Here is a 26,741-nt window from a genome sequence, read left to right as displayed (position 1 = left end):
AGCCCGGCTTGAGCCGGGCTTTTTTTGCACGTTTCCGCGCTTACTGCGCGACCCCGAGATTGACCAGCGGTACGTTCGTTCGCATGAACGAACCGCCGGTATAATTCGCGACGATCGTTGCGGTCGTCGGCGTGCCGAAGTTCAGCGTGATCGTGCCGACCTGCACCTGGTTCTGCGCCACCGGCTTGCAGGTGCGGCAGTAACCCGCGGCATTCTGGATCAGAGGAATCGTCTGGCCGTTGACGTACGGCTGCGCGTTGGCGACCGCCCAGATTGGTTTGCCGTTGGCGTCCGGATAATAGAAATCGATCCACAGCTGTTCGCCCGCAGCGCCGCGGTTGATATCGAGCACGGAGATTCCCCAGCCGGTATCGCCCGAACCACCGTAGTACAGGCCGCCGTGATCGGGCGACGCATTTTGTGCGAGTGTGGTCAGCGGCTCCAGGCACCAGTCGCTTTGTTCGGTGATTTTCCCGGTCGTGTCAGCGAACGACCAGCTCATGACGCCGAGCAAGGGCGCAGCGCTGCGGTCGATGTTCCGGCACGCGGGAGAGTTGGCGGCCTGATTGAAGTCGACGACGACACGACCGCCGGTATTGGCGACCGGTTTGATCGTCTTGGCAACGGGGTCGTACTGAAAGCGTGTCAGCGTGCTGTCGTCAGGGCCGATGATGATGGGGACGAAGACACCATCGACGATGTTGCCCTGGGCCTGAAAGATTTCCACTGAGCCGGTTGCGTCGTAGGTGTAGAAGGCCAGGAGATAGGCATCGCCGTAGTTCGCATCGTGGCGAACGAGACGGAAATCGATGCCGTGGCCGCTGTGCGTGCGGTCGTACCAGATTCCGGTGAACGGCTTGGCGTAGACCGGTGCCGCAGCGGGCGAGGTCGACCAGCCCATCGCGGCGAGCATCGGCGCGGCGAGGCCCATTTGGCGTACCTGCCCGCGATTGATGAAGGCGTTCATCAGGTCGCCTTGCTGCACGGTGTGCGAAAGCGTCGAGCCGCTCGACGTGCTGCACGTCGCGGTCTGAGTGAGATCGCAGGGTGCGTAGAGGCTGGGGAAGTTGTCCGGTGGATTGCCGGTGGCTTGATTCGCCGAAGAATTCACAGCGAGCGGATCGGACCAGCGCAGCAGAGTCGGGGTGTAGAGCGCGCCGAGGTCTGTCGCGGTGACGGTATTGCCCGAGGTCATCGCCGCAGCGCGCGCCGCGTTGCCCGGCTGGCTGGTCAGTTCATAGCCGTAAAACGGCGTGTAGTTCTGCCTGTCGCTTGCGACCTTGACGATATTGTCGCCGAAGATGTCGTCCCACGGGCCTTGATCGTAGTTCTGATAGCTGATCGATGAGGCGCCGGTGGTGATGCCGGCACGCGCACCGATCGGGCCCGAGCTTGGATCCACGTTGGCGAGGCCGAGGAAGCCGAGGCCGTGCGTGATCTCGTGCATCGCGACGGCGATGAAGTCGGACGAATTCGAGTTCGCACCCGCCGTGTAGCCGAGATAGAACGGGCTGCCGCCGATGACGTTCGGCGTGCCGATGTCCGAATTGAAGGTGATTTCGATGACGTCGTTGCGTACGCCGCTGCAGTCGCCGCCGAGGGCTCCGCAGTTGCTCACGCCGCCCATGCGCGCGATTTGCGTGTTCGTGTACCAGGTATACTTTTTCACCAGCCACGGCATCGGGAAGCTCGTGTCGCTGAAGGCGAAACTGGTCGACGATGCGTGTGCGAGCGTGGCGCGGTTCTTGTCGCCGCCGAGGTGGGCCCAGCAAGCATGGACGTTGATCGGCACCGGCGACTGGATCTGCTGCGCCAGCTGTTGCACGGCGTATTGCAGCGCATTTTTACGCTGGTCGCCGAGCGTTGTGCCGGCATTGCCGCCGACCGGCGTAGCCGCCGTCGTATCGGACCATGGGGCGACGTCGCAGTTGTTCTTTGGGTCGCTCGAGCTGCTGCGCGGGTTGCCGAAATCGAGTTGGATATTCGCGGCTTGCACGGTGGCCGAGGTGGTCACGTAGAGCGTCGCCGTCGCGCTCGCGCTCGAGCCGTTGAGTGCGGCGATGTACCAGCGCCCGGCCTTGAGCGGAATCGTGCTCGCGTTGGTGACGACGATCGACTCGTTCGATGACGAACTCATCGAGTGATACTGCGCGTAGCGCAGGATCATGTCGTCGCTGCAGCGCGTCGCGCTGCAGTCGGGGAATGGCGAGCCGTAGCGCAGATACAGGTCGACGTCGCCGCCGGTGCCGGTCAAGTTGACGTTGAGCTGCTGCGCGCTAGCATCGATGTCGATGTACAGGTTCGTATAGAGCGAATAGGGATTGAACGTCAGATTGGTCGCGCCGGCGGCCGCGAGCGGCGCGTCTGCGAATGCGGCCGACGAACACAAGGCCGTGCTTGCGAAGAGGAGGGCGCGGACCCAGGGCTTGCGCGCGCTCATTGCTGCGGCTCCGGCGAGATCGTGTTGAGAGGCGGCTTGTGCGCTGTCGGATTCGGGCGTTCGGCGCAGCCGATTTCGAGCGTGCCGTCGGCATTGCGTGTTGCGACGATCTCGTGAATTTTCGGGCTGGTGGCGGTCTGGCTTTCCGCTTTTGCCTTGATGCTTGCGATGCCCGGCGTCGCTGCGAGCGGTTCAGCAAGCGGCTGGGCTTGCGGCGTCGCCGTCGTCTCGGCAGCGGATGCGTTTGCGGCCAGCGCCGCAGTCAGAAACAACATCGTCCTCATGACAACCTCCGTGTGAGCCGATACCAGGATGGCATCGGCGTGGGTGCGTCTGCGTTTTAGCCGCAAATGCGCGAGAGCGCAATTCGGTTCGTCAATCGCCGTGAGGGGCGTTGTGTTGCAGGATGCGCGACGGGCCGCGACCGATTCGGCGTGCGTTGCGGAATGTGTTCTGTAGATAGCGCTCGGCGCGTTCCACCGCGGCGCGCGCCGACAGACCCAGGGCCAGACCGGCGGCAATTGCCGAAGACAAGCTGCAGCCAGTGCCGCGCACGGCATAGCTGCGCCGCTGGTGGGCGTATTCCACTACGCCGCGATTGTCGACGAAGTAGTCGCGCACTCCGCGCGCATCGAGATGTCCGCCTTTGATCAACACGGTGTCCGCGCCTAAATCGCGCAACTCGCTCGCTGCGCTCTGCATTTCGTCATGCGTACGGATCGGTCGCGAAAGCAGCGCCGCAGCTTCCGGCAAGTTCGGCGTCAGCACTTGCGCGAGCGGCAACAGATGCCTGCGCAGAATCGATAGTGCGTTGGCCGGCAGCAGATTGCGTCCGCTGCTGGCGACCAATACCGGGTCGAGAACCACGTTTGGCATCTGGTGCTCGCGTAGCCATTGCGCGGTCAGGCGGATATTCGCCGCGCTGCCGAGCATGCCGATCTTCACGGCGGCGATACGGAAGTCGTTGCGCAGTGCTTCGAGCTGGGCGAGCAGAATGCGCGGCGGCAACACTTGGATCGCACTCGTACTATGGGTGTTTTGAGCCGTCACCGCGGCGATTGCGGTCAATCCGTGCACCCCGTACGCGGAGAACGTTTTCAGATCGGCCTGAATGCCGGCCGCCGCGGCCGAGTCCGAACCGGCGATGGTCAAAACGCAGGGGGGAAGCTGGGATCGAAGCACGATGAAATCCGATATGTTGCGTGTGCGCAACAGATAAGGTCACGAAAGCAATGGTGGGATTGGAATAAGTGGCAAGAAACCGCATCGGCAAAGGCCGAAATTGTTAAAACACCTTGACGTGATGTGGTTTTTTCGCCAATATCTGCGCCAATTCGGGGAGCGATCTGGACGTGCGTCTGGACCTTATGCTGTCAACAGCTATCAAGCAACGTTTTCTCGCTGCGCTGATCGGCGCAGCGTTGACGCTGCCTGCTGCATTGTCGTTCGCCGCTCAACCCGCGGGCAAATTCAAAAACGTCGCCGATGCGGTGCGAACTTCCGCACTGGAGGAGATGGCGGCTTCGGGCGATCTCGCCGAGAGCTGGGGCGACTACGCGCTCAACAGTCTGAAGTCGGGTTTCTCGTGGGCCAGCGAGCCGGGCGAGACAGTCGAGCCGCCGACGATTTTCACGCGCTCACGTTCAAGCTGGGCGCGCACGCCGGCGTCACGCTTTCCCGGCACTTCGGTCGAGGATGCGAAACCGTTTCATGTGGCTATGCAGTCGGCGCGCATTTCCGATTCGCCGATTCATGCGGCGGTGACCGATGCGGGCAACCTTCTTGCCGATCAGTCGCCCGGGCTGCGGCGCACGATCGTCGCGCCGTCGTTCACGCAACCGCTAGAAAATTTCGGCTATATGCGGTTTTCGCTGATCCTGGCCTATCAGCGCTTCAGCTTGTTCGCCCCCATGCAGAGTTCGTCGTCCGCTTTCGGGCAGAATGGCTGGGCATGGATGGAGAACCCGTCGGCCTTGCGCTATAAGGAAAATTCCGCGGGCTTCGGTACGCGTTTCGATCTGGGCGGCAGCCTCGTTACCAAACTCGGTCTGAACTGGCGTGCGGGATACCAGACGCGCGTCGCGATGGATAATTTCTACACTTATCGCGGGCTGTTCGGACAGCCGGGCAGTTTCGACATACCGGCGAGCGCCAATTTCGGCTTGGATTGGGTGCCTGAGCGCAGTTTGCGCGTGAGCGCCGAAGCCGAGCGCGTCATGTATTCGCAGATCACTCCGTTTGTCGGTTACTCACTGCCTGCGGAGGTGCGATATTTCATCGTTCAGTCCACGCGTGCCCCGGCTTGGGAAGATTTGAGCGTTTATTCGGTTTCGGCGGCTTGGCGCAATGCGATCCTGGGTGAGTTTGCCGTTCGCTACAGCACGCGCGAGCAGCCGCTGCCTGCCATGCTTGCCTTGAAGCAACTGCTTCTCTTGAATGGTCTTTCGTCCCACGATTGGGAGTTCGACTACGCCAGGGCTTTCGGCGATCGTGCGACGTTTCGTTTCAGGGCCGCTTATGCTCCGCTGCAAATGTTCGGTATTCCGAACTACACTGCGGATAACAACTTCGGCGCCAATCGCATGCGCTACGAGGCGTTGTTGACTACGACTTTCTAGAGCCGTCTCGCGCCGCGGTCATCTACACCGTCCGCGCTAACCTCTTGTTTTCCGCAATCATTGTGCTAGGCTCCGGTAGCCTGCAATAGGTTTGCGCGGGCAGACGATTACCAAAACTACTATAACAATAGAATCTAAAGTCAGATGGCTTTGCGTGCTTTCATCGCCGCGAGTTTCCTTGTTGTCGCCGGTTTGTGCCGCGCGCAAGGATCTGCCTATACGGCCGGCGGCCCTGCCGCGGACGGCACTCAAGCGATCTATCTGCTTAATTTGTCTGCGCGGACCGCCACTCCGATCGGCTCTGTCGGGTCGTTGAACGGAACTCCGATTACGGCCGTCAGCGGGCTGACGATCGGTACCGACAAGGCGTTATACGCGGTTACCGGGACGGGGGGGGGTGCTTCGCTTCTGACGCTGAATACCCTCAACGGAAAAGCGAGCTTTGTCTCCCAGCTTCGCGGCATCGATGCGGCCACGGCGCCGAACCTGTCGATGTCTTTCGACTGCGACGGCAATCTCTGGATGGCTTCTTCGAGCAGCAACAATCTCTGGCAGATCACGCCGGGGAGCGGGGATGCGCGTTCGGTGGGCAATCTCGGCGTCAAGATCACCGGATTGGCTTTTCGCGACAAAGTGCTTTACGGAATAGGCGGCGCCGGCAACGGAAATCTCTACACGATCGCCACCGACACCGCGAAAGCGACGGCCATCGGCGGGGGCTACGGAGTCAACGTGCCGAATCCGATCGATGCTTCTTTCGACGGCTCCGGAACGCTCTGGAGTCTGCTGCGCAATTTCAACGGAAACCTCAACAACGGACTGCCGAACCAGCTCAACTCTCTCGGGCAGATCAATCCCAAGAGCGGCGCGATGAACACGGTCGGCACGATTGCTGAACCTCAGACGAAGCCTTTATTTCCGACGCCGATGAGCGGCCTGGCCATTTCGTCGCCCTCGTGCTCTTCGGGAGGCGTCGATCCACCGCCCCCTGCGGTCGGAGCGCCGTCGTTGTCTTTGGCTGGGCTCGGCACCCTCGTACTTTCTTTGCTCGCCGGTGCCGGTATTGCGTATAGGCGGCAGCGGAGTCACTGAGCGCCTGCTTTCGCGGCTCGCATAGCCCGCGCGACAACAATGCGAACTGAACGCCCTTTGTGCCAATGCGTTTCAGTGCGCGTGATCAGTGGTTTTTGACGTATCATTCCGCGTTCGTAGTTACGAACATCAGGTGCAAGCATGAGCAACGCGTCCGGCGCGCATTGGCTGAGGGAGGCGCTGGGTCCGTCCCGTGTCGCCCATACTCTCGAGAAAATCTGGGGCGCGAAGCGTTTCCTGATGGCGGCACTGGGCATCTGGTTCAGCGTAGGAACTGCGTTCGCTGCCCCCTACAGCTATGTCGTCAATTACACCGACAGTACCGTGTCGGTGATCGATCAGTCGACGAACAAGGTAGTGACGACCGTCCCGACGCGGGTTGCGGCGACGACGACCGATCCGGCAAAGCCCGGCATTGGTGTGAATCCTGTCGGTATTGCGATCAACCCTGCCGGGACGCGTGTTTACGTAGTCAACTTCGGCGACAGCACGGATACGAAAACACCGGGAACGGTTTCGGTGATCGATTCCACCAATCCCGCTGCGGCGAACCCGGCGATAGTCACGACGATAACGGTCGGCATCCGACCGCAGATAATTGCAATCAATCCTGCGGGCACGACCGCTTACGTTACCAATACCGTCGACAACACCCTCTCGGCGATCAATTTGGCGACGAATACAGTTACCGCGACGATCAAGGTGGGCGGCTATCCGGTCGGTGTCGCGTTTACTCCGGACGGAACCAAGGCCTATGTGACGCTCGCGGATAAAAGCCGCGTTGCGGTGATCGATGCAGTGAACAATGCGGCACTCAGTACGATTGCCTTGAGCTACAGCAATCCGATTGGGATCGTCATCGACCCGGCTGGCAAATTTGCTTACGTCAGTGACTATGCATTTGGCGATTACGGACAAAAAGGCGCGGTTTCGGTCATCGACCTGGCTGCTGGGGTCGAAACAACGGCCATTCCGGTCGGCGCGGGGCCGAACGCTATCGCGATCTCGTCCGACGGCGTGACTGTATACGTAGCCAATTACTACGACGGCACCCTTTCCCTCATCAGCACCGCGACCAAAGCCGTCACTGCTTTGGTGGGGATCGGTATCAATCCTTCGGGCATATCGCTCGACTCAACCGGAACCTATGCGTACGTCAGTATCGCTGGCGGTGGGTCGGTCGCGATCGTCGATCTGTCGGTCAATGTCGCGCGCGGGCCGATCGGCGTTGGTCAGACGCCGCTCTACAGCGTAACGACGAGTTCGGCCAATATGACGGTGAATCTCGACCAGCGCGGCCTGACCGGCTCCTGGTACAACCAGAGCGCGAGCGGCCAAGGCATCCTTTTGGAATCCATGCCCGACGTCAAAGGCGCCGGCAACGGGACGCTGTTCGGCGGCTGGTTCACCTACGACGTGACGGCCGCCGGCGGTCAGCGCTGGTATTCGCTGCAAGGGGACGTGACCAGCACGGATCTCGTCGCCAATCTGACGATCTATGCCGGAACCGGCGGCAACTTCAATGCCGGCCCGGTTGTGTCGCCCGTTGCGGTGGGCCAGGCCAAGCTGCGGTTTGTCGACTGCACGCATGGAATTCTTAGCTATACGTTCAACGATGGTCGTCAAGGCTTTACCACTCTGAATCGTTTGACGGGTGGCGCGACTTGTACTCCTACGGGGGATAGCGGATCGCCGGCCGCCGGCGATCAATATTCGGGCAGCTGGTACAACCCCGATACAAGCGGGCAGGGGCTGGTGTTGAACACCTATTCCACCGCGCAGGGATCATTCTTGTTCGGCGGCTGGTTCACGTACGCCCAAAACGGACAGCAGACCGGCGGCGGCGCGAGCCAGAACTGGTTCTCGTTGCAGTCGCCTTCTACGCAGCCTGCGGTAGGCAATTCCTACACGGTGAATATCAATGCGGGTAGCGGCGGAATCTTCGTGAATCCGCTGGCGGTGACGACGACCCAGGTTGGCACGGCGACCGTCACTTTCCCCACTTGCACGACGATGACGTTGACCTATAGCTTTACCGCCGGCGCCAACAAGGGGCTCGGTGGTACCTTGAATCTTGTGCGGCTGGGGCAACCACCAACAGGTTGTCAATAACGAATAAAAACGGCCGCTCGAAGCGGCCGTTTTTTTGTGAGGCTGTGGCGCGAGACTTACAGCATTTCCGACGCGTAGTCGGCGAGCCGCGAGCGTTCGCCGCGACGCAGGGTGACATGGGCGGAATGCTGCCAGCCCTTGAATCGATCAACAGCGTAGGTCAGGCCCGAAGTCGTCTCGGTAAGGTAGGGCGTATCGATTTGCTCGACGTTGCCGAGGCAGACGATCTTCGTGCCGGGGCCGGCGCGCGTGATCAGCGTCTTCATCTGCTTTGAAGTGAGATTCTGCGCCTCGTCGATGATCAAGTAGCGGCTCAGGAAAGTACGGCCGCGCATGAAGTTCATCGCGCGAATCTTGATGCGCGAGGCGAGCAGATCGTTCGTCGCCGCGCGGCCCCAGGCGCCGCCTTCCTGCGGCGTCGCGAGCACTTCGAGGTTGTCGGTCAGCGCCCCCATCCACGGCGTCATCTTTTCTTCCTCGGTGCCGGGCAGAAAGCCGATGTCCTCGCCGACCGATACGGTCGCGCGCGTCATGATGATCTCGCGATAGCGTTGCTGATCCATGGTTTGCGCTAGGCCCGCAGCGAGGGCGAGCAAGGTCTTGCCTGTTCCGGCCGTGCCGAGCAGGGTGACGAAATCGATTTCCGGGTCCATCAGCGCGTTGAGCGCGAAATTCTGCTCGCGATTGCGTGCATGCACGCCCCAGACCGCGTGCGAGCCGCGATAGTCGTCGATGATCTGCAGAGTCGCCTTGCCGTCAACGACGCGCAGCACGCGCATTTCGATTTCGTCTTCGCCGGGCAGGTAGACGAACTCCTGGGCGACCCAGGCTTCGTCCTTCTTCAGCTTGATTTCGTAGAATGTGTGGCCGCGCTCCGACCACGAGCGCACCTCGGGATGCTTCTCCCAGAAGTTCGTCGGCAGCTCGTTGTGACCGGTGTAGAGCAGGCTGAAATCGTCGAGCGCGCGGTCGTTCTCGTAATCCTCGGCGGTGATGCCGTAGATCGAAGCCTTGATGCGCAGATTGATGTCTTTCGACACCAGCACGACGGGCACATCAGGCCGCTGCTCGCGCAGATCGACGATCGAGGCGAGAATCAGGTTGTCCGGTATGCCTTTCTTCTTCGCCGCTGCGCCGTTGAGCGGAGTGAAGTTCTGCGTCTGGAAGTAGAGGCGGCCGACTTGCGCGCCGCGCTTCAATTGCAGCGTCTTCGGCAGGCGCAGTTCGAGGCCCTGCTCGATCGATTTGCTGTTGCCCAGTTCGATCAGTTCGTTGATGAAACGGCTGACTTGGCGGACGTTGCGCGAGACTTCCGAGGCACCTTTTTTCGCCGCATCGAGCTCCTCGAGCACCGTCATCGGCAGGAACACGTCGTGTTCCTCGAAGCGGAACAGGGCGGTGGGATCGTGCATCAGCACATTGGTGTCGAGTACGTAGATGCGCTTGCCTCGGGTCATGCGGTAGTCACCCTCGTCGATCGTTCGGAATGAACGGCAGCGCCGCAGAATGCGGCAGGAATGTGACAGCAGAGCGTATGTGGGCTCGGCTCACTTGCGCTCGGCGTCCAACGCGTCGAGAACGGCCTTGGCGTGGTCTTTGACTTTGACCCCGCGCCATTCGTGTTTGAGCTTGCCGTCGGGTCCGACCAGGAAGGTCGAGCGCACGACACCCATGTGGCGCTTGCCGTACAGCACCTTTTCGTGGATTACGTCGAACGCCTTGCACCAGGTCTCGTCGGTGTCGGAAACGAGCTCGAAATTGAGTGCCTGCTTCTGCTTGAATTTGCCATGCGAGGCAAGCGAATCGCGCGACACGCCGAGGACGAGGGCATCGCGTTTGGCGAAATCCTTCTGCCGATCGCGAAAGTCCTGCGCTTCGAGGGTACAGCCCGGTGTGGCGTCCTTCGGGTAGAAGTAGACGACGACGTATCGGCCCTTGAGGTCGCGCAGGCGAATCTCGGTTTCGTCGCCGACGGCGCCGCGCAGGTCTGGAACTTTATCGCCGATTTTCATGAGCAATGGCCGTTACTCAAAATTTCATTGGATCCATGATTGCGTCGAGATTGAGCCCGTCGCAGAACTCAAGGAAGTCGTCGCGCAGTCCGGCGATGTGCGTGTCGGACGGAATGCCGATCGTGATCTGCGCCGAGAACATGTCCGCGCCGGTCTGCATCGCGCGATAGCGCGTCGACTGCAGCTGCTCGATGCTGATCTGATGGCGCTGGAAGAAATCGGCGAGCTGATAAAGGATGCCTGGCTTCTCGGCCGCGACGACTTCGACGATATACGGCAGAAGATTCGTCTGCACGGCCTTCGCGCCGGTGCGCGAGAAGGTCAGGCGCAGCCTGTCGTCGCGTTCGAGCCGGGTCAGCGCGGATTCGAGTTTTGCGATCGCGTCCCAAGGGCCCTGGGCGAGAACGAGCACCGTCACGTCCTGGCCGAGCACCGCCACGCGCGACTCGGCGAGGCTGCAGCTGCAGTCCGCGATGCGTTTGGCGATGGCGATCAAAGGTGATTTGGCGTATTCGGCGAACGCGCTGATCAGCAGATAATTTTCGTTCGCGGTGGGACGTTGCGCAGCGTCGGTCAAGGCAAGGCCGTCCGATAATTTTGCAATCATCCTTGATCGCGAAAAGCGAAAAAACGGCCTTCGGTGGCCGCACTCTGCAAACCTGAAGCGGCGGCGTGCTGCCGCGCCTGTATTACCGTCCGGAAGAATACTTGCCACGCCCCGTACCCGCAAGTAACATCGCGGCTCCCCAAGAATTCCCTATGTCCGAAACGAGTTTGCCTTGAAGAGAATCGTCGGCAGCATTTGCGCCCTGGCCACTCCGTTTCGCGGAGGCGCGCTCGATCTCGACGCATTCTCCAGGCTGATCGATTTTCAACTCGACGGCGGTACTCAGGCGCTCGTCGTGGCCGGTTCGACCGGTGAGGCGCACGCCCTCGACCAAGCCGAATACGATCAATTGCTGCGCCATGCAGTGCAGCGCGTCGGCGGCCGTGTGCCGATTCTCGCCGGCACCGGCACCGCGAGCACGCGCAAGACGATCGAACAAACCCGGCGTGCACAAGGACTCGGTGCCGACGCTGCCCTGGTGGTGACGCCTTACTATGTGCGTCCGACCCAGGAAGGTCTGTTGCGTCACTACACCGAAGTCGCCGATCACGGCGGCCTGCCGGTCATGCTCTACAACGTGCCGGGCCGCACCGGCTGCGATCTCAAGCCTGAAACGGTGGCAAAGCTCGCCTTGCACGAGCGTATCGTTGGTATCAAGGAGGCGGTCGGAGATGGCGAGCGTGTTGCCGCCCTGACGGCACTCAAAGGTCCAGAATTTTCCTTTCTCAGCGGCGACGATCCGACCGGCATGGCAGCGATATTGGCTGGTGCCGAAGGCGTCATTTCGGTAACAGCCAATGTCGCGCCGAGGCCGTTTCGTGCGCTTTGCGATGCGGCGCGTACGGGCGATCGCGCATACGCGCAAAGCCTGCACGACGAACTGACGCCGCTGTTCGACGCGCTTGGCGCGGAGTCGAATCCGATCCCGCTAAAATGGGCTCTTGCGCGCCTCGGCATCAGCGCGGGCGAGCTGCGCCTGCCGCTGACGCCGCTTGCGGACGCCTACCACGAACGCGTGGCTCGAGCACTCGATGCCGCGACCCGGCTGGCCGTCTCGATTCAGCCGCGGCACAGCAGCGCCGCTTAAACTTGTTTCTTCTTTTGCCCAGGATGCAACCGTGACGCGCCATTCCTTTGTTCGCCTGTCTGTCCCGACGCTGATCGTTGCTACGGCTTTTTTGAGCGGTTGCGGCTGGTTCCATCGTGATCGCGTCGATTACTACAAGAGTGCGCAGGAGTCGCGCCCGCTCGAAGTGCCGCCCGATCTCGACGCCCCGGCGACGACGCGCGAACTGGTCGTTCCCGGCTCAGCGCCGCGCGCCGCCTCGGCTGGCGGTGCCGCCGCGTCCAGCGTTAGCAGTGTGCCGCCGAGCGTGACCGGTGGTGCGGCTTCCGGCGCGACCGATCTGCACGTCGTCGACGCGGTCGACAACGCCTACCAGCGCGTCGGTCTTGCGCTCGAACGCGCGCAGCTCGGCAAGGTGGCCAGCAAGGATGACGCTTCGCGCAGCTACGCCTTCGATTTCGACGGCGCGATCACGACGAAGCCCGCGCAGCCGCAGGAACATCATTGGTATTCGCGCATCCTGCATCCGTTCGGCGGCGGTGGCGACAAGGCGGAAACTCAGAACGTCAAGGCTTCGCTGCGCGTCAACGTCAGCGAAGATGCGGGCGGTTCGCGTGTCAGCGTCGTGCCGGCGCCGGGCGACAAGTCGGGCGAAGCGGCGGCTCAGCGCGTGCTCGCCGTATTGCGCGAGCGCCTGTCGTAAGGGATCGAGGGCGCGGTTTGTCGCGCCCGATTCTTTTTGATCTGGGGAAATCCGGGTTCGCTAGGGCGAATCCGCGTTGCGGCATATCTCTGAGGCGATTCTCTCTAAGGCGGCAAGCAGCCCGCCCGATGCAGCCTCAGCGCTCCAGCAGCGGGAGCTTATCCGGCTTGCCGTCCCATTCCTTCGCATCGGCCGGCGCGTCTTTGCGCACGGTCAGCACCGGCCAATCCTTAGCCAGTTCCGCGTTGAGCTGGACGAAGTGTTCCTGGCCTGCCGGCACGTCGTCTTCCGGGTAGATCGCGTTCGCCGGACATTCCGGTTCGCAGAGCGTGCAGTCGATGCACTCCTCGGGGTCGATCACCAAAAAGTTCGGCCCCTCGTGGAAACAATCGACCGGGCAGACTTCCACGCAGTCGGTGTATTTGCACTTGATGCAGTTTTCGGTGACGACGAAGGGCATAAGCTTTCTTGTTGAGCGGCGCTGCTTCCGGCAGCCTTTCGACGCCGGCGAGCTGGGGGTCATTGCACCGCCGATCCGAACGCGGCAGCTAAGGCCGAAATTGGCGCTCCCTAGGGGATTCGAACCCCTGTTTAGGCCTTGAGAGGGCCCCGTCCTAGGCCTCTAGACGAAGGGAGCGCATTGGGTCTGTGGCGCAAGCGCGTTAGTATATCGTTTTGATCGGCCGCAACATAGATGTCCGGCCGCCCGCTGCTGTCCGCAGGATGAAAAACGACAACGAATGACCGATGCCGCCCAGCCCGCTTCCAATGTCGCCATGCAGGTGACCTTGCGCGTTATCCCGCGCGAACAGCACACGATCTCGCGCAAGAACATTTCCTCGGGTGCATTGCGTGTGCTCTACCGGCTCAACGAAGCCGGCTTCACCGCTTTCCTCGTCGGCGGCGCCGTACGCGATCTGTTGCTCGGCGGAAGGCCGAAGGATTTCGACGTCGCCACGAACGCGACGCCCGAAGACGTCAAGCGCCTGTTCCGCAATTGCCGCCTGATCGGGCGGCGATTCCGTCTCGCCCATGTCGTGTTCGGCAACGAGATCGTCGAAGTCGCCACGTTTCGCGGATCGAGCGACGACGGTAGCGGCGACCGCCATGTCGTCGACGGCCGCATCGTGCGTGACAACGTCTACGGCACGATCGAAGAGGACGCGGTGCGCCGCGACTTCACCGTCAACGCGCTCTACTACGACATCTCCGATTTCTCGGTGCGCGACTATGTCGGCGGCTATGAAGATCTGTTGCGGCGCGAATTGCGCCTGATCGGCGATCCGGTGCTGCGCTACCGCGAAGATCCGGTGCGCATGCTGCGTGCCGTGCGTTTGGCCGCCAAGCTCGAATTCGCGATTGCGCCCGAAGCGCGCGCGCCGTTCGACGAACTCGGCGAGCTGCTGCTGCAGGCGCCGCCCGCGCGATTGTTCGACGAGTCGCTCAAGATGTTCATGGCCGGCAACGGCCTCGGGAGTTTTCGCGCGCTCGATGCTTCGGGCCTGCTGGCCGACGTTTACCCGCTGACCGCGCGCGCTCTCGCCCATCGCGGCGGCGGCGCATTTCGCGCGATGATCGAGCAGGGTATGGCGAGTACCGATGCGCGCATCGCCGAGGGCAAGCCGGTGACGCCGGCCTTTCTGTTCGCGATTCTGCTTTGGGGGCCGGTGCGCGCGCAGGTCGAGAAAGAGCTGGCGCGCGGCACCGACATGGCGCTGGCATGGACGCGTATCGGTCATGTGGTCATGAACGAGCAGGCTAAGCATGTCGCGATCCCACGCCGCTTCGGCATCGCGATCGAGGAAATCTGGTCGCTGCAACCGCGCTTCGAGCAGCGGCAGAAAAAGCGCGTGTTCCGCCTGATGACCCATCCGCGTTTTCGCGCCGCCTACGATTTTCTTCTGCTGCGCGCGGGCGAAAGCCCCGAAATCGCCGAATTGGGCGAATGGTGGACGCAGGCGCAGAACCTGCAGCACGACGAACTGGCGGCGAAATTGAATGCGACGCCGGCGCCTGCCGTTGCCGAGAAGGACGACGGCGATTCCGACAGCCCCGCGCCGAAGAAGCGTCCACGCCGTCGCCGCAAACGTCCGTCCGCTGCAGCGAGCGCAGCGCCGGATTCGTCCGTCGAGTAGATTCGCGAGCATGGTTTCCGCTTACGTGGGGCTCGGCAGCAATCTCGCTGCGCCGGGCGATCAGGTAGAGCGTGCACTGCGCGAGCTGGACGCGTTGCCGCAGACGCGGCTCGTCGCGCGTTCGCGGCTGTACCGCACGGCACCCTGGGGCGGTGTCGAGCAGCCCGATTTCATCAATGCGGTCGCGGAATTGGCAACCGGGCTCGATGCCCACGATCTCATGCGCGCCCTGCTCGACATCGAATACCGCGCCGGACGCCGTCGTAACGGCGAGCGCAACGGTCCGCGCGTCCTCGATCTCGACCTGCTGCTTTATGGCGATGCGCAGATTGCCGATGCCGACCTGCAGGTGCCGCACCCGCGCCTGCACGAGAGAGCTTTCGTACTCGTGCCGCTGGCCGAAATCGCGCCCGATCTGGCCGTGCCGGGGCAGGGGGCGGTGCGCAGCCTGCTGGCCCGCGTCGAAGCCGTCGAAAGCGTAATGCGGGCCGTCGGCGCCTGACGCGCGCCTTGAATTGCGGCATAGCAACATACATCTCGGCGATTCAGTACACTACGGTGCCCACTTTCGCGCGAACGAACGATGTCCGGCTATCTGAAGTCCGCGGCGACCAAGCCGCCCGTCACCGCGCCGCGCTTGATCGACATGAAGGCGGCGGGCGAAAAGATCGTCGTGCTGACCTGCTATGACGCGGGCTTCGCCGCGCAGTGCGAGGCGGCCGGCGTGGACGTCGTCCTCGTCGGCGATTCGCTCGGCAACGTCGTGCAGGGGCGTGAAAGCACGCTGCCGGTGACGCTCGACGACATGGTCTACCACACCGCCGCGGTGAAGCGCGGCCTGTCCACGCCGCTGCTGATCGCCGATCTGCCGTTTATGACCTACCGCGACGTCGATACCGCGCTGCGTTCTTCCGCGCGCTTGGTCGCCGAGGGCGGTGCGGCCATGGTCAAGCTCGAAGGCGCCGACTATGTGCTCGACGTGATCAATGCGCTCGACCGTCGCCAAGTGCCGGTGTGCGCGCATCTGGGGTTGACCCCGCAGTCGGTGCACAAATTCGGCGGATATCGGGTGCAGGGCAAGACCAAGTCGGCGGCAGAACGTTTGATCGCGGATGCCCACGCCGTCGAAGAGGCCGGCGCAAGCCTGCTCGTACTGGAGTGCGTGCCCGCGGGGCTCGCGAAGACGATCACCAAGGAACTGCGCATCCCGACGATCGGCATCGGCGCCGGTGTCGATTGCGACGGACAGGTGCTCGTGCTCTACGACATGCTCGGCGTCACGCCCGGCAAGCGGCCCAAATTTTCCAAGGATTTTCTCGCCGGCTCGGGTTCGGTCCTCGACGCGATCAAGGCCTATGCGAAAGCCGTGCGCGGCGGCGTGTTCCCCGCCGCGGAACACTCGTTCTGACCGCCATGGATACCGTCACGACCGCAGTCGAGTTGCGTGCGCGCGTCGCCGCCTGGCGCCGCGAAGGCAAACGCGTCGGATTTGTGCCGACGATGGGGAATTTGCACGAGGGTCATTTCTCCCTGATCACGCTTTGCCGTACCGAGGCTGATCGAGTCATTGCCAGCGTTTTCGTCAATCCGACCCAGTTCGGACCGAACGAAGATTTCGCGCGCTATCCGCGCACGCTGGCTCAGGACCAGGCCGGCCTCGCCGCAAACGGCTGCGACCTGCTGTTCGCACCGACGGTCGAGGAAATCTATCCGTTCGGCGCCGGCGCGACCGCGCGTGTCGAAGTGCCCGTGGTCAGCGAGCCGCTTGAGGGTGCGATGCGCCCGGGCCACTTCGCCGGCGTCGCGACGGTGGTGACCAAGCTGTTCAATCTGGTCCAGCCCGACCTCGCCGTGTTCGGGCGCAAGGACTATCAGCAATTGCTCGTGATCGAGCGCCTCGTGCGCGATCTGCGCTTGCCGATCGACATCTTGCCTGCGCCGACCAAGCGCGAGGCGAGCGGGCTCGCGATGAGCTCGCGCAACCAGTACCTGTCGGCGGACGAGCGCGAGCAGGCTGGCACGATCTACCGCACGCTGCAGGCCATGCGCGATCGCCTGCATGCGGGCGATGCCGCGGCGGACATCGAGAAGCACGCGCAACAGCAGCTCGCCGAAGCAGGATTCGTGCCGGACTATGCGGCGTTGCGCCGGGCCGACGATCTGCTCGAACCGTTGCCCGATCAGCGCGATGGGCTGATCGCGCTGATTGCCGCACGGCTCGGCAAGACGCGATTGATCGACAATTTGCTCTGCTGAACCGGCAACCTGTGACGAAAGTCGGCTTCTTTGCAGTTTTGCTTGCAAACCTGTAGCAAAAAAGTTTTTCCTGTGGTAAAGTCACCACCGTCATTGGGATTTTCGCAACGCGAGCTCGTTGCCCCAGTGCACGCAGGGCGCATGTTTGGTAATCGTCACTCTGACTTACAAACCCTCGCTGGATTCAGACGAGGGTTTTTTTTGTCTGCGAGTAATGTGTAACTCATTGATATTTATGAAATCTCTCGCGGAATGTTGCTATGCAGCCAAATAGCACGAGACAATATGCGTCTCTGCCATATGGCTATGCCGCGGGCATTGGCTGCCGTCCGTAAGGTCGGTGGCAATACGGCCGACTGATGACGGTCGCGGTGGCGAAATCTGATCGCCATTTTGTTGTTTTCTTGCAACGGTGATGGTTATGCAGCTCAATATGCTCAAGGCGAAGATCCACCGCGCGACGGTGACCCATGCGGAACTGCACTACGAGGGTTCCTGTGCGATCGACGGCCGCCTGCTCGATATCTCCGGCATCCGCGAGTACGAGCAAATCCATATCTACAACGTCAACAACGGCGAGCGCTTCTCGACCTATGCGATCCGTGCGGACGAAGGCTCGGGCATTATCTCGATCAACGGCGCCGCAGCGCACCGCGCCGCGCCGGGCGACATCATCATCATCTGCGCCTATGGCGTGCTGAGCGAGGCCGAGGTCGCCAGCTTCAAGCCGACCCTGGTCTACGTCGATCGGCAGAACCAGCTCAGCCACACGAAGAATTCGATTCCGAAACAGGCGGCGTAGCCAAGCGGCAAGAGCCTGTATCGAGCGCGCTGCGAGGACTGTCCGTGAGCAGACGCCTGCTGCAGATTCTCACGGCGCTGCTCGGCCTTATCCCGCTCGCCACGGGCATCATCACGATGTTCGGATTGAGCGATCCGTTGTACGCATCGATGCAATTGCCGCAGTCCCCGCTGCTGGACAGCAATCTGCGCTTTTTCGGTGGTGTCTGGTGCGCGCTCGGAATCGCGCTGTTTTGGATGATTCCGTCGATAGAGCGGCAGACAGTTCTTTTCCGCGTGATCTGGGGCGCTGTGTTTCTCGGCGGAATCGGCCGCCTGCTGTCGATTCTGTTTGCCGGCTTGCCGCCGTTGCCGTTCATCGGTTTCACCGCGCTGGAAATCGTCGGTGCGCCGTTGTTTGTCTATTGGCAGTATCGAGTGGCGAAGTCCGCGTCGGCCTGATCGGCCGCGCTTGCCGCGATAACGGTTGCGGATATCACCGGGTTGTCGTACCGCCGTCGCGTTGTTCCGACAAAGCCCAGTCAACATGTTCGCGCACCAGAGCGGAAGAATGATTTTCCCGCGCGCGCAGCGCGGCAACCACTTCCTCGCCATGCGGCGCATTGCCCAGCGCCACCGCGATATTGCGCAGCCAGCATTCGTAGCCGATGCGGCGGATCGCCGAGCCTTCGGTGCGCTTGAGAAATTCTTCTTCGCTCCACGCGAACAGTTCGATCAGCGAAGCGCTGTCGAGTCCGTGACGCGCGATGAAGTCCGGTTCGGCGCTTTTCCTGGCGAATTTGTTCCACGGGCAGACGAGCTGGCAGTCGTCGCAGCCGTAGATGCGGTTGCCGAGCTGCGAACGGAATTCGATCGGAATGGAGCCGCGCAATTCGATCGTCAGATAAGAAATGCAGCGGCGCGCGTCGAGCTGATTCGGCGCGACGATTGCCTGCGTCGGGCAGACGTCGATGCAGCGCGTGCAGGTGCCGCAGTGTTCGCTGGCCGGCGCGTCCACAGGTAAGGGCAGGTCGGTGTAGAGTTCGCCGAGAAAAAACCACGAGCCGGCGTTGCGATTGATCAGATTGGTGTGCTTGCCGATCCAGCCGAGGCCGGCGTTGCGCGCGAGGGCCTTCTCCATCACCGGCGCGGAATCGACGAAGGCGCGATGACCGAACGGCCCGATCTCGGCGGTGATGCGTTCAGCGAGCTTCTGCAGACGCGCCCGCAGCAACTTGTGATAGTCGCGGCCAAGGGTATAACGCGAAACATAGGCGAGCGTCGAATCGCCAAGCACTTCCCAGGCATCGCGCGCCTGCGGCGGATCGTAGTCCATGCGTACCGAGACGACGCGCAGCGTACCGGCGTGCAGGTCAGCAGGACGGCTGCGTTTGACGCCGTGGCGCTGCATATAGTCCATCTCGCCATGCCTGCCGTCCGCCAGCCAATTGACGAGATGGGTCTCGTCCGCGCCGAGTTCGGTCGAACTGATGCCGACCTGCTGAAAACCGAGTTCGCCGCCCCAGCGCTTGATCTGCGCGGCGAGCCAGGTGTAATCGGGCGGCGGATAGTTCATCGGATGCGGGGACTCGGGAATGTCGCTTGCTCGTTTCGCGCTCAGGGTGAATGCGAACGAGCCCAACAATTATACTTTCTGCATGAACCCCTATCGGCTGTACACCGTCGCGCAGGTGCGCGAGATGGAGCGCATCGCGACCGAATCGCTCGGAATTCGCGGCTATGAGCTGATGTGCCGCGCGGGCAAGGCCGCATTTGATGTGGTGCGCCTGCGCTGGCCCGGCGCGCGTCGCATCGCCGTGCTCTGCGGCGGCGGCAACAACGGCGGCGACGGCTATGTGCTCGCGCGGCTTGCGCGCGCCGCGGGCTTCGAGGTCGCCGTTTTGGCGATCGAGGCGCCGCGCGAAGGCAGCGAGGCGGCGCAAGCGCTGGCGGACTGGCACGCGGCGGGAGGAGAGGTGCGCGCCGCCGACACCGAATGGCCCTTGGCGGACGTCTACGTCGACGCCTTGTTCGGCATTGGCCTCGCGCGGCCGCTCGAAGGCCTTGCGCTGGCCTCGGTGCAGAAATTGAATGCGCAGGCTACGCCCGTATTCGCGCTCGACGTTCCTTCGGGCTTGAACGCCGATACCGGCTTCGCGTACGGCCACGCGGTACGGGCGGAGGCGACACTGACGTTTCTTGCCGACAAACGCGGACTGCACACCGGAGCGGCGGCAGACTATGTAGGCGAGGTTCTCGTCGATCCGCTCGAACTGCCCGCGGAAATCCAAACGCAGGCACCTGTCGATGCGCATCTTATCGCTCCCGCCGAGTTGCCGGCTTGGTTGCCACCGCGATCGCGCGACGGTCACAAAGGACGCTATGGCCACGTACTCGCGATCGGCGGCGATCTCGGCATGGGCGGGGCGATCCGTCTCGCCGGCGAAGCGGCATTGCGCCTCGGCGCAGGACTCGTCAGCGTCGCCACGCAAGCCGAGCACATCACGGCTTTGAATGCGGCGCGGCCGGAGCTAATGGCGCATGCCGTCGGCGGAATTCAGGAACTGCAATCCCTGCTCGATCGCGCCAGCGTCGTCGCGCTCGGACCGGGACTTGGCCAACGCGCCTGGGGGCATTCGCTCTGGCACACCGCGATCGCCGCGGGCAAGCCGCTCGTGCTCGATGCCGATGGCTTGAACCTGCTCGCGCGCACGACGCTCGCGTTACCGGGGCAGACCGTGCTGACGCCGCATCCCGGCGAAGCCGCGCGCCTGCTCGAGACCGACACGGATTCGATTGCGCGCGATCGCTATGCGGCCGTGCGCGAGTTGGCGCGCCGGCATCATGCGGTCGTGGTGCTCAAAGGCGCGGGAACGTTGGTCGCGAATCCGCACGGCGAAATTGCCGTCTGCCCGTGGGGCAATCCCGGCATGGCGACGGGGGGCATGGGCGATGTGCTGACCGGCGTGATTGCCGGGTTGCTCGCCCAGGGACTCGATGCCTGGCATGCGGCCCGTGCCGGCGTGGCTCTGCACGCGCGCGCGGGCGACTTGGCGGCGCGCGACGGCGAGGCAGGCCTCGTCGCCGGGGATCTGTTCATGCCGTTGCGCCGTCTGCGCAACGGACTGGCGGCGCTATGACAGCTCAACACGAACTCGAATTGAACGAGACCGAGCTTGTCGCGCTCGCGCGGCGTCTCGCCGACCGGGTCGCCGACGGCGGCGTGATTTATCTCGAAGGCGACCTCGGTGTCGGGAAGACCACGTTTGCGCGCGCCCTGCTCGGTGCGCTCGGCGTCGGCGCACGGATCAAGAGTCCGACGTACAGCCTGATCGAGTCGTACGAAGCGAACGGCCTGCTCATCCACCATCTTGATCTGTACCGGATCGCCGCGCCCGACGAGTTGGAATTCCTCGGACTTTCGGATCTCGCCGCCGGCCGATTCCTGTTGCTCGCCGAATGGCCGGAGCGCGGCGGCGATGCGCTGCCGGTGCCCGATCTGGTCGTGCATCTTGCCCATGCGGGGGAGCGGCGCCGACTGCACTTCGATTCCCGAACGGCGCGCGGCGGTGCCTGGGCCGGAATCCTTAGTGGTGAAATGAGAGCGTAAACACAATCTCTAGTGGTTGTTCAGGTATCTGATCTAGATATCGGATTTATAAAGAAAAACTCTTGATTTTCCCGGTCCGCTGCGCTTCAATTCGCGGCATGTGGGGAAAACCGCGCCATGCTTTGCATCACTTGATCGCCGGCGGCCTGCTGCTGGCGACGGCGTCGTTTTCCTTTGCGGCCGAACTCAAGAACGCCAAGATTTCGGTCGAACCCGACCGCACGCGCGTCTTCCTCGATCTCGCCGGCCCGGTCGACTACAAGCTGTTCGAGATCGCCAATCCCGATCGCATCGTGCTCGACATGCGCGACTCCGCTGCCGTCGCGGGTTTCGCCACGCCGTCCGGCAAAGGGTTGCTCAAGTCGTTGCGCACCGGCGCGCAGAACAAGACCGACCTGCGCGTCGTGCTTGATCTGGCCGCCGACGTGCGGCCAAAGAGTTTTCTCATGCCGCCCGAAGGCGGCCAGGGCTATCGCCTGATCGTCGACCTGTACCCGAAAGGCAAGGGCGCCAAGGCGGAAGTGGTCAAGAGTGCGCGCGTCGCGCCGGTGAAGACGCGCGACGTCGTCATCATGATCGACCCGGGCCACGGCGGTAACGATCCGGGCGCGAAAGGCAGCGCGGGTACGCTGGAGAAGCACATCACCATGATGGTCGCGCGCGAGCTCAAGCGCCAGATCGAAAAAACCTCGGGCATGCGTGCGGTGCTGACGCGCGACGGCGATTACTACGTCGACCTCGAAGAGCGCTATCACAAAGCACGCGAAGTCAAAGCCGACCTGTTTGTCTCGATCCACGCCGATGCGTTCACGTCGAGCGACGCGCGTGGTTCGTCGGTGTGGATGCTCTCGCCGCGCGGCGCGACGAGCGAGGCGGCGCGCTTCCTCGCCGACCGCGAGAACAACGCCGACCTCGTCGGCGGGGTCAAGCTCGACAAGAAAGACAACACGCTCGCCGCCGTCCTTCTCGATCTTTCCCAGAGTTCGACGCTCGAAGCGAGCGGCGCGGTCGCACTGCAGGTGCTGCGTGCGATCGGCAAGCTCGGTCCGACCCATCGCGGCTACGTGGAAAAGGCCAACTTCGTCGTGCTGCGTTCGCCCGACGTGCCGTCGATTCTCGTCGAGACCGCGTTCATCACCAATCCTGAAGAAGAGCGCCGCTTGAACAGTCCCGAGCAGCGCGAGCAGTTGGCGACGGCGATCTTGAACGGCATGCGCAATTACTTCCAGTCGGTGCCGCCGCCCGGCACGCTGTTTGCGATCGGTGCCGAGAAGAACAAGCCCGAACGCCTCGCCTCGCGCAAGACGGCGAACGAGGACGACGAAGACAGCGGTGGTGTCGCTCTCGCGCGTGTGCCGCGCAGCTGATTCCCGTCGCCCTGCCTGATCGGCAGAGGACGGCCTGGAACCCTTGTCTGACTCCCACGAAAGAGCAGTCTCGGCACCGCCGAGTTATGATTGACGCATGCCGCACATACGTCAGCTTCCGCAGGAACTCGTCAATCAAATCGCCGCGGGCGAAGTCATCGAGCGGCCCGCTTCGGTCGTCAAAGAACTCGTCGAGAACAGCCTCGACGCGGGCGCGACGCGCGTCGAGATCGACATCGAGGACGGCGGCTCGCGCCTGATCCGCGTGCGCGACGACGGCGGCGGCATCATGGCCGACGAATTGCTGCTTGCGGTGTCGCCGCATGCGACGAGCAAGATCGCCTCGCTCGACGATCTCGAACAAGTGCGCACGCTCGGCTTCCGCGGCGAAGCGCTGCCGTCGATCGCGTCGGTCTCGCGTTTCGCAATGACCTCACGTACGCGCGAATCCGATGCGGCGTCACGCATTGAGATCGAAGCCGGACAGACCTCGAAGCCGCGGCCCGCGCAGCACCCGGCCGGAACGACGATCGAAGTGCGCGATCTGTTTCACAACGTGCCCGCGCGGCGCAAATTCCTGCGCGCGGAGCGCACCGAGTTCGGCCATATCGACGAACTGATCAAATCGCTCGCGCTGGCGCGGCCGCGGATCGAATTTCGCCTGAGCAACAACGGCAAGCCGGCACGCTTGATGCGGCCAGCCGACAGCGACGCGGCGCTGACGCTGCGTCTGGCCGAGATTCTCGGCGAGGACTTTCCGGCGCAGAGCCTGCGCGTCGAACACGAAGCCGCAGGCCTGCGGCTGTCGGGCTGGGTCGGCCTGCCGACTGCCTCGCGCAGCCAGGCCGATCAGCAGTATTTCTACGTCAACGGCCGCCTCGTGCGCGACAAGGTGGTGACGCATGCGGTGCGCCAGGCTTATGCCGACGTGCTTTATCACGGGCGCCATCCGGCCTTTGTGCTGTTCCTCGAACTCGATCCGGCGATCGTCGACGTGAACGTGCATCCGGCCAAGTCCGAAGTGCGTTTCCGCGAAAGCCGCCTCGTCCACGATTTTCTCTATCGCACCTTGCACGAAGCCCTTGCGCAGACGCGTGCCGGATCGGTCACTTCGGTGATCGCGGGAACGTCGCCGATCCCGGACGCACAGAACTTGTCCGCGTCGAATTCCGCAACTTCGCATTTCGACGGCGCGATGCAGGCCGCCACTGCGGCGAACTATGCGCCGCTCGCGCAGCCGGTCTGGCGAGGCCAAGCGGGCCTCAATCTCGGCGTGCGCGAATCGCGCGTCGATTACCTCGCGCTGCTCAGCGGCGGCGAAGAAAAGATTCACGGCGCGGAAGCGGCGAACGGTGTCATAACGGCCAGCGCGGTCGCGCTGCCTGCAGCGCAGGACGACGTGCCGCCGCTCGGTTACGCGCTCGCGCAATTGGCCGGTATTTACGTGCTCGCCGAAAATGCGCAAGGGTTGATCCTCGTCGACATGCACGCCGCGCATGAGCGCATCACCTACGAAAAGCTCAAAACCGCGCAGGCGACCGACGGCATTCGTGCGCAGCTATTGCTCGTGCCGCTGTCGCTCGCGGTCAGCGCGCGCGAGGCCGCCGTGGCCGAAGATCATGCCGAGGAACTCGTGGCGCTCGGCTTCGAGATCGTGCGCTCGGGACCGCAGAGCGTGACGATCAAGCGCTATCCGGGATTGCTCGAAGGTGCGGACGTGGGTGCACTCGTGCGCGACGTGCTCGGCGATCTATCGACGCACGGCACCACGCGGCGCATGCAGGAAGTACATAACGATATGCTGTCGACGATGGCCTGCCACGGCTCGGTGCGCGCGCATCGACGCTTGACTCTGCCCGAAATGAACGCATTGTTGCGCGACATGGAAGCGACCGAGCGTTCGGGCCAGTGCAATCACGGCCGCCCGACCTGGGTGCAGCTTTCGATTGCCGATCTGGACCGCATGTTTTTGCGCGGACGCTGATACTGATTGCTGAGCTCAACGGGAACTCGTATGAAATATTTCGCCATCGCCGCACTGGGTGCCGTGCTCGCAACAGGTGCAGTCGCCACGCCGAAAGCCGCAGACGACGCGGCCTATCGCAAACAGATCGACGACTGGCGCGCCAAGCGCGTCGAGCGGCTCAAGGCGCCGAACGGCTGGCTCAGCCTGGTCGGCCTGGAATGGCTGAAGGAAGGTGCCAACACGATCGGCTCGGCCAAGGACAACGCGATCGTGATCGCCAAGGCGCCGCCGCACCTCGGTACGGTGGTTCTCGATCGCGGCCGCGCGACGATATCGCTCGACCCGCGCGCGCGCGATGCGAAGATCGACGGCGAATCGAAGCCCGGCGCCGAACTGGTCGACGACAGTCAGGAGAAGCCGACGACGGTCAGTTTCGGCAGCGCGAATTTCTACTTGATCAAGCGCGACGACAAATTCGGCCTGCGCATCAAGGACACCGCGGCGCCGACGCGTACGCACTTCGTCGGCATCGACAATTTCGACATCGATCCTTCCTGGCGCATCGAGGCGAAGTGGGAGGCCTACGATCCGCCGCACGAGATCGAGCAGGGCAACATTCTCGGCCAGATCGAAAAGGCCGTGGTGCCGGGCGCCGCCGTGTTCGAGCACGACGGCAAGACGTATCGCGTCGAGCCCATCATCGAAAATCCCGGCGACACCGATCTGTTCCTCGTCTTCGCCGACCGCACCAGCGGCAAGGAAACTTACGGTGCCGCGCGTTTCCTGTACGCCGCTGCGCCGAAGGACGGCAAGGTGCTGCTCGATTTCAACAAGGCTTACAACCCGCCTTGTGCGTTCACGCCGTACGCGACCTGCCCGTTGCCGACGCAGCAAAATCGTCTCGACGTGCGCGTGACTGCGGGCGAGAAGAAGTATCGCGGCGGTCACGAATAGGCCGCCGTGGCTTGCTGCGGGCGGCTTCTGTGCTTCCCGCTACAAGAATTGTCGTTAGGTTGATGCGCGATATGCGGCTGGAATAAATTACTCCCGCATGTGTTTTTGCATTCTCCGCCGCAACGCGGAGCCGCGGGTTCGGCGAATCGAGCCCCTACGCGCCTTTGAAACTCGGCCTGCGCCGTTCGAGGAACGCCTGCGTGCCTTCGCGCATGTCTTCGGTCGAGAAGGCGAGACCGAACGCCTGCGATTCGTAGTCCAATCCGGCCTCGATGCCGCACTCGCCGCCGATCAGCACAGCATCAAGGATGCCCGCGATCGCATGCGGCGCGCCGGCAGCGAGCTGATCGGCCAGCTTGTCGATTTCCGCGTCGAGCTGTTCGGCCGCAATAACGCGCGTGAGCACGCCGAGCGCCTGCGCGCGCGCCGCGTCGATCGGCGCGCCGGTCAGGCAGAGTTCCAGCGCCGCGCTGCGTCCGGCGAGGCGTAACAAGCGCTGCGTCCCGCCGAAGCCCGGCAGCAGGCCGAGGTTGATTTCCGGCTGGCCGACCTTGGCCTTGTCGCTCGCGATGCGCAGGTGGCAGCACATGGCCAGTTCCAGGCCGCCGCCAAGGGCAAAGCCCTGGATGCGCGCAATCACGGGTTTGCCGAGGCGCTCGACGCCGAGCATCATCGCCTGGCCGCGGCGCGCGAATTCCTGGGCCTGGATCGGGGTCAACGTCGCCAGTTCCGAAATGTCGGCGCCGGCGACGAAGGCTTTCTCGCCGCTGCCGCCGAGAATCACGACGCGCACCGCATCGTCGGCCTTGGCCTGGCCGAAGGCGATGGCGAGTTCGTTGATCGTCTCACGGTTGAGCGCGTTGAGTTTGTCGGGGCGGTTGATCGTGATGCGGCGCACGGTGCCGCGGTCTTCGATGAGCAAATTGCGATAAGCCATGGGTGCTCTCTGTGAAAAAGTGTGGCCGGATGTGGCCGTTTTGCGAATTTCGCGTTTGGGAGACGAACGCACGCTAGACTCAGCGG

General features: G+C 63.0%; 25 protein-coding genes and 1 tRNA gene. 16 read left to right on the top strand and 10 right to left on the bottom strand.

Translation table 11 applies throughout. The features are described from left to right. Nucleotides 1-40: 40 nt before the first annotated feature. From FFS30_RS03020 to thiD, 3 genes are all read right to left on the bottom strand, one after another. Nucleotides 41-2,440, bottom strand: coding sequence for a pre-peptidase C-terminal domain-containing protein (locus FFS30_RS03020; protein ID WP_137911625.1), 2,400 nt, complete (start codon nucleotides 2,438-2,440; stop codon nucleotides 41-43). Next, nucleotides 2,437-2,724 carry a hypothetical protein gene (locus tag FFS30_RS03015; RefSeq protein ID WP_137911624.1) on the bottom strand — a complete coding sequence of 96 codons (288 nt, stop codon included), beginning with the start codon at nucleotides 2,722-2,724 and terminating at the stop codon, nucleotides 2,437-2,439. The genes FFS30_RS03020 and FFS30_RS03015 overlap by 4 nt, the downstream gene beginning before the upstream one ends. A gap of 91 nt (nucleotides 2,725-2,815) precedes the next feature. Beyond that, a complete protein-coding gene (thiD, locus tag FFS30_RS03010; RefSeq protein WP_137911623.1) occupies nucleotides 2,816-3,622 on the bottom strand; it encodes a bifunctional hydroxymethylpyrimidine kinase/phosphomethylpyrimidine kinase in 807 nt (268 codons plus the stop codon). 185 nt (nucleotides 3,623-3,807) lie between these two features. Between thiD and FFS30_RS03005 the strand changes: the two genes are divergently transcribed. The 3 genes from FFS30_RS03005 (at nucleotide 3,808) to FFS30_RS02995 (ending at nucleotide 8,262) form a co-directional block, all read left to right on the top strand. Then, complete coding sequence (locus FFS30_RS03005) at nucleotides 3,808-5,058, top strand: hypothetical protein (RefSeq protein WP_137911622.1); 1,251 nt, start codon at nucleotides 3,808-3,810, stop codon at nucleotides 5,056-5,058. Between the two features lie 192 nt (nucleotides 5,059-5,250). Then, nucleotides 5,251-6,150 (top strand): hypothetical protein, encoded by a 900-nt coding sequence (locus FFS30_RS03000; protein WP_137911621.1) that lies wholly within the window; start codon nucleotides 5,251-5,253, stop codon nucleotides 6,148-6,150. Nucleotides 6,151-6,291: 141 nt separating this feature from the next. Next, nucleotides 6,292-8,262 (top strand): YncE family protein, encoded by a 1,971-nt coding sequence (locus tag FFS30_RS02995; RefSeq protein ID WP_137911620.1) that lies wholly within the window; start codon nucleotides 6,292-6,294, stop codon nucleotides 8,260-8,262. A gap of 56 nt (nucleotides 8,263-8,318) precedes the next feature. Here FFS30_RS02995 and FFS30_RS02990 read toward each other — a convergent pair whose 3' ends face one another. The 3 genes from FFS30_RS02990 to FFS30_RS02980 all read right to left on the bottom strand — a co-directional run bounded on the left by FFS30_RS02990 (nucleotide 8,319) and on the right by FFS30_RS02980 (nucleotide 10,881). Continuing rightward, a complete protein-coding gene (locus tag FFS30_RS02990; RefSeq protein ID WP_137911619.1) occupies nucleotides 8,319-9,719 on the bottom strand; it encodes a PhoH family protein in 1,401 nt (466 codons plus the stop codon). Nucleotides 9,720-9,809: 90 nt separating this feature from the next. After that, nucleotides 9,810-10,274, bottom strand: a complete 465-nt coding sequence (locus FFS30_RS02985; RefSeq protein WP_137911618.1) for a peroxiredoxin — start codon at nucleotides 10,272-10,274, stop codon at nucleotides 9,810-9,812. Nucleotides 10,275-10,290: 16 nt separating this feature from the next. Then, a complete protein-coding gene (locus FFS30_RS02980) occupies nucleotides 10,291-10,881 on the bottom strand; it encodes a glycine cleavage system protein R (RefSeq protein WP_137911617.1) in 591 nt (196 codons plus the stop codon). A gap of 172 nt (nucleotides 10,882-11,053) precedes the next feature. On the opposite strand from FFS30_RS02980, the gene dapA reads away from it, so the two are divergent. After that, nucleotides 11,054-11,968 carry a 4-hydroxy-tetrahydrodipicolinate synthase gene (dapA, locus tag FFS30_RS02975; protein WP_137911616.1) on the top strand — a complete coding sequence of 305 codons (915 nt, stop codon included), beginning with the start codon at nucleotides 11,054-11,056 and terminating at the stop codon, nucleotides 11,966-11,968. 31 nt (nucleotides 11,969-11,999) lie between these two features. Continuing rightward, nucleotides 12,000-12,650, top strand: a complete 651-nt coding sequence (locus FFS30_RS02970; protein ID WP_137911615.1) for a hypothetical protein — start codon at nucleotides 12,000-12,002, stop codon at nucleotides 12,648-12,650. A gap of 136 nt (nucleotides 12,651-12,786) precedes the next feature. Here FFS30_RS02970 and fdxA read toward each other — a convergent pair whose 3' ends face one another. Continuing rightward, a complete protein-coding gene (fdxA, locus tag FFS30_RS02965; protein ID WP_137911614.1) occupies nucleotides 12,787-13,110 on the bottom strand; it encodes a ferredoxin FdxA in 324 nt (107 codons plus the stop codon). 101 nt (nucleotides 13,111-13,211) lie between these two features. After that, nucleotides 13,212-13,287: transfer RNA gene (locus FFS30_RS02960), tRNA-Glu, on the bottom strand. A gap of 103 nt (nucleotides 13,288-13,390) precedes the next feature. On the opposite strand from FFS30_RS02960, the gene pcnB reads away from it, so the two are divergent. The 6 genes from pcnB (at nucleotide 13,391) to FFS30_RS02930 (ending at nucleotide 18,283) form a co-directional block, all read left to right on the top strand. Continuing rightward, a complete protein-coding gene (gene pcnB, locus FFS30_RS02955) occupies nucleotides 13,391-14,785 on the top strand; it encodes a polynucleotide adenylyltransferase PcnB (RefSeq protein ID WP_249352136.1) in 1,395 nt (464 codons plus the stop codon). A 10-nt stretch (nucleotides 14,786-14,795) separates the two neighbouring features. Further along, the gene (gene folK / locus FFS30_RS02950) at nucleotides 14,796-15,287 is read left to right on the top strand and encodes a 2-amino-4-hydroxy-6-hydroxymethyldihydropteridine diphosphokinase (RefSeq protein WP_137911613.1); all 492 of its coding nucleotides are present in this window, start codon (nucleotides 14,796-14,798) and stop codon (nucleotides 15,285-15,287) included. A gap of 81 nt (nucleotides 15,288-15,368) precedes the next feature. Then, the gene (panB, locus tag FFS30_RS02945; protein WP_137911612.1) at nucleotides 15,369-16,193 is read left to right on the top strand and encodes a 3-methyl-2-oxobutanoate hydroxymethyltransferase; all 825 of its coding nucleotides are present in this window, start codon (nucleotides 15,369-15,371) and stop codon (nucleotides 16,191-16,193) included. Nucleotides 16,194-16,198: 5 nt separating this feature from the next. Continuing rightward, nucleotides 16,199-17,041, top strand: coding sequence for a pantoate--beta-alanine ligase (gene panC, locus FFS30_RS02940; RefSeq protein WP_137911611.1), 843 nt, complete (start codon nucleotides 16,199-16,201; stop codon nucleotides 17,039-17,041). A gap of 421 nt (nucleotides 17,042-17,462) precedes the next feature. Further along, nucleotides 17,463-17,843 carry an aspartate 1-decarboxylase gene (gene panD / locus FFS30_RS02935; protein WP_137911610.1) on the top strand — a complete coding sequence of 127 codons (381 nt, stop codon included), beginning with the start codon at nucleotides 17,463-17,465 and terminating at the stop codon, nucleotides 17,841-17,843. Between the two features lie 44 nt (nucleotides 17,844-17,887). Beyond that, nucleotides 17,888-18,283 carry a DUF4345 domain-containing protein gene (locus FFS30_RS02930; protein WP_137911609.1) on the top strand — a complete coding sequence of 132 codons (396 nt, stop codon included), beginning with the start codon at nucleotides 17,888-17,890 and terminating at the stop codon, nucleotides 18,281-18,283. Nucleotides 18,284-18,317: 34 nt separating this feature from the next. Here the strand turns inward: FFS30_RS02930 and queG are convergent, their stop codons facing one another. Continuing rightward, complete coding sequence (gene queG / locus FFS30_RS02925; RefSeq protein ID WP_137912556.1) at nucleotides 18,318-19,397, bottom strand: tRNA epoxyqueuosine(34) reductase QueG; 1,080 nt, start codon at nucleotides 19,395-19,397, stop codon at nucleotides 18,318-18,320. An 82-nt stretch (nucleotides 19,398-19,479) separates the two neighbouring features. Between queG and FFS30_RS02920 the strand changes: the two genes are divergently transcribed. From FFS30_RS02920 to FFS30_RS02900, 5 genes are all read left to right on the top strand, one after another. Beyond that, entirely contained in the window at nucleotides 19,480-20,961 is a 1,482-nt protein-coding gene (locus tag FFS30_RS02920) for an NAD(P)H-hydrate dehydratase (protein ID WP_137911608.1), read from the top strand. After that, nucleotides 20,958-21,431 (top strand): tRNA (adenosine(37)-N6)-threonylcarbamoyltransferase complex ATPase subunit type 1 TsaE, encoded by a 474-nt coding sequence (tsaE, locus tag FFS30_RS02915; RefSeq protein WP_137911607.1) that lies wholly within the window; start codon nucleotides 20,958-20,960, stop codon nucleotides 21,429-21,431. Before FFS30_RS02920 ends, tsaE begins: the two co-directional genes overlap by 4 nt. A 98-nt stretch (nucleotides 21,432-21,529) precedes the next feature. Further along, nucleotides 21,530-22,798 carry an N-acetylmuramoyl-L-alanine amidase gene (locus FFS30_RS02910; protein ID WP_137911606.1) on the top strand — a complete coding sequence of 423 codons (1,269 nt, stop codon included), beginning with the start codon at nucleotides 21,530-21,532 and terminating at the stop codon, nucleotides 22,796-22,798. A gap of 97 nt (nucleotides 22,799-22,895) precedes the next feature. Further along, nucleotides 22,896-24,782, top strand: a complete 1,887-nt coding sequence (gene mutL, locus FFS30_RS02905; RefSeq protein WP_137911605.1) for a DNA mismatch repair endonuclease MutL — start codon at nucleotides 22,896-22,898, stop codon at nucleotides 24,780-24,782. Between the two features lie 30 nt (nucleotides 24,783-24,812). Then, nucleotides 24,813-25,718 (top strand): DUF1684 domain-containing protein, encoded by a 906-nt coding sequence (locus FFS30_RS02900; RefSeq protein ID WP_137911604.1) that lies wholly within the window; start codon nucleotides 24,813-24,815, stop codon nucleotides 25,716-25,718. A gap of 154 nt (nucleotides 25,719-25,872) precedes the next feature. Here the strand turns inward: FFS30_RS02900 and FFS30_RS02895 are convergent, their stop codons facing one another. Beyond that, complete coding sequence (locus tag FFS30_RS02895) at nucleotides 25,873-26,655, bottom strand: enoyl-CoA hydratase-related protein (RefSeq protein ID WP_137911603.1); 783 nt, start codon at nucleotides 26,653-26,655, stop codon at nucleotides 25,873-25,875. Between the last annotated feature and the right edge of the window lie 86 nt (nucleotides 26,656-26,741).

Source organism: Rudaea sp. 3F27F6 (assembly GCF_005503555.1).
In the GTDB taxonomy this organism is placed as follows: Bacteria; Pseudomonadota; Gammaproteobacteria; order Xanthomonadales; family Rhodanobacteraceae; genus Rudaea.
The sequence above is the reverse complement of the archived record's forward strand: the minus strand, read 5'-3'. Positions and strand labels throughout refer to the sequence as shown.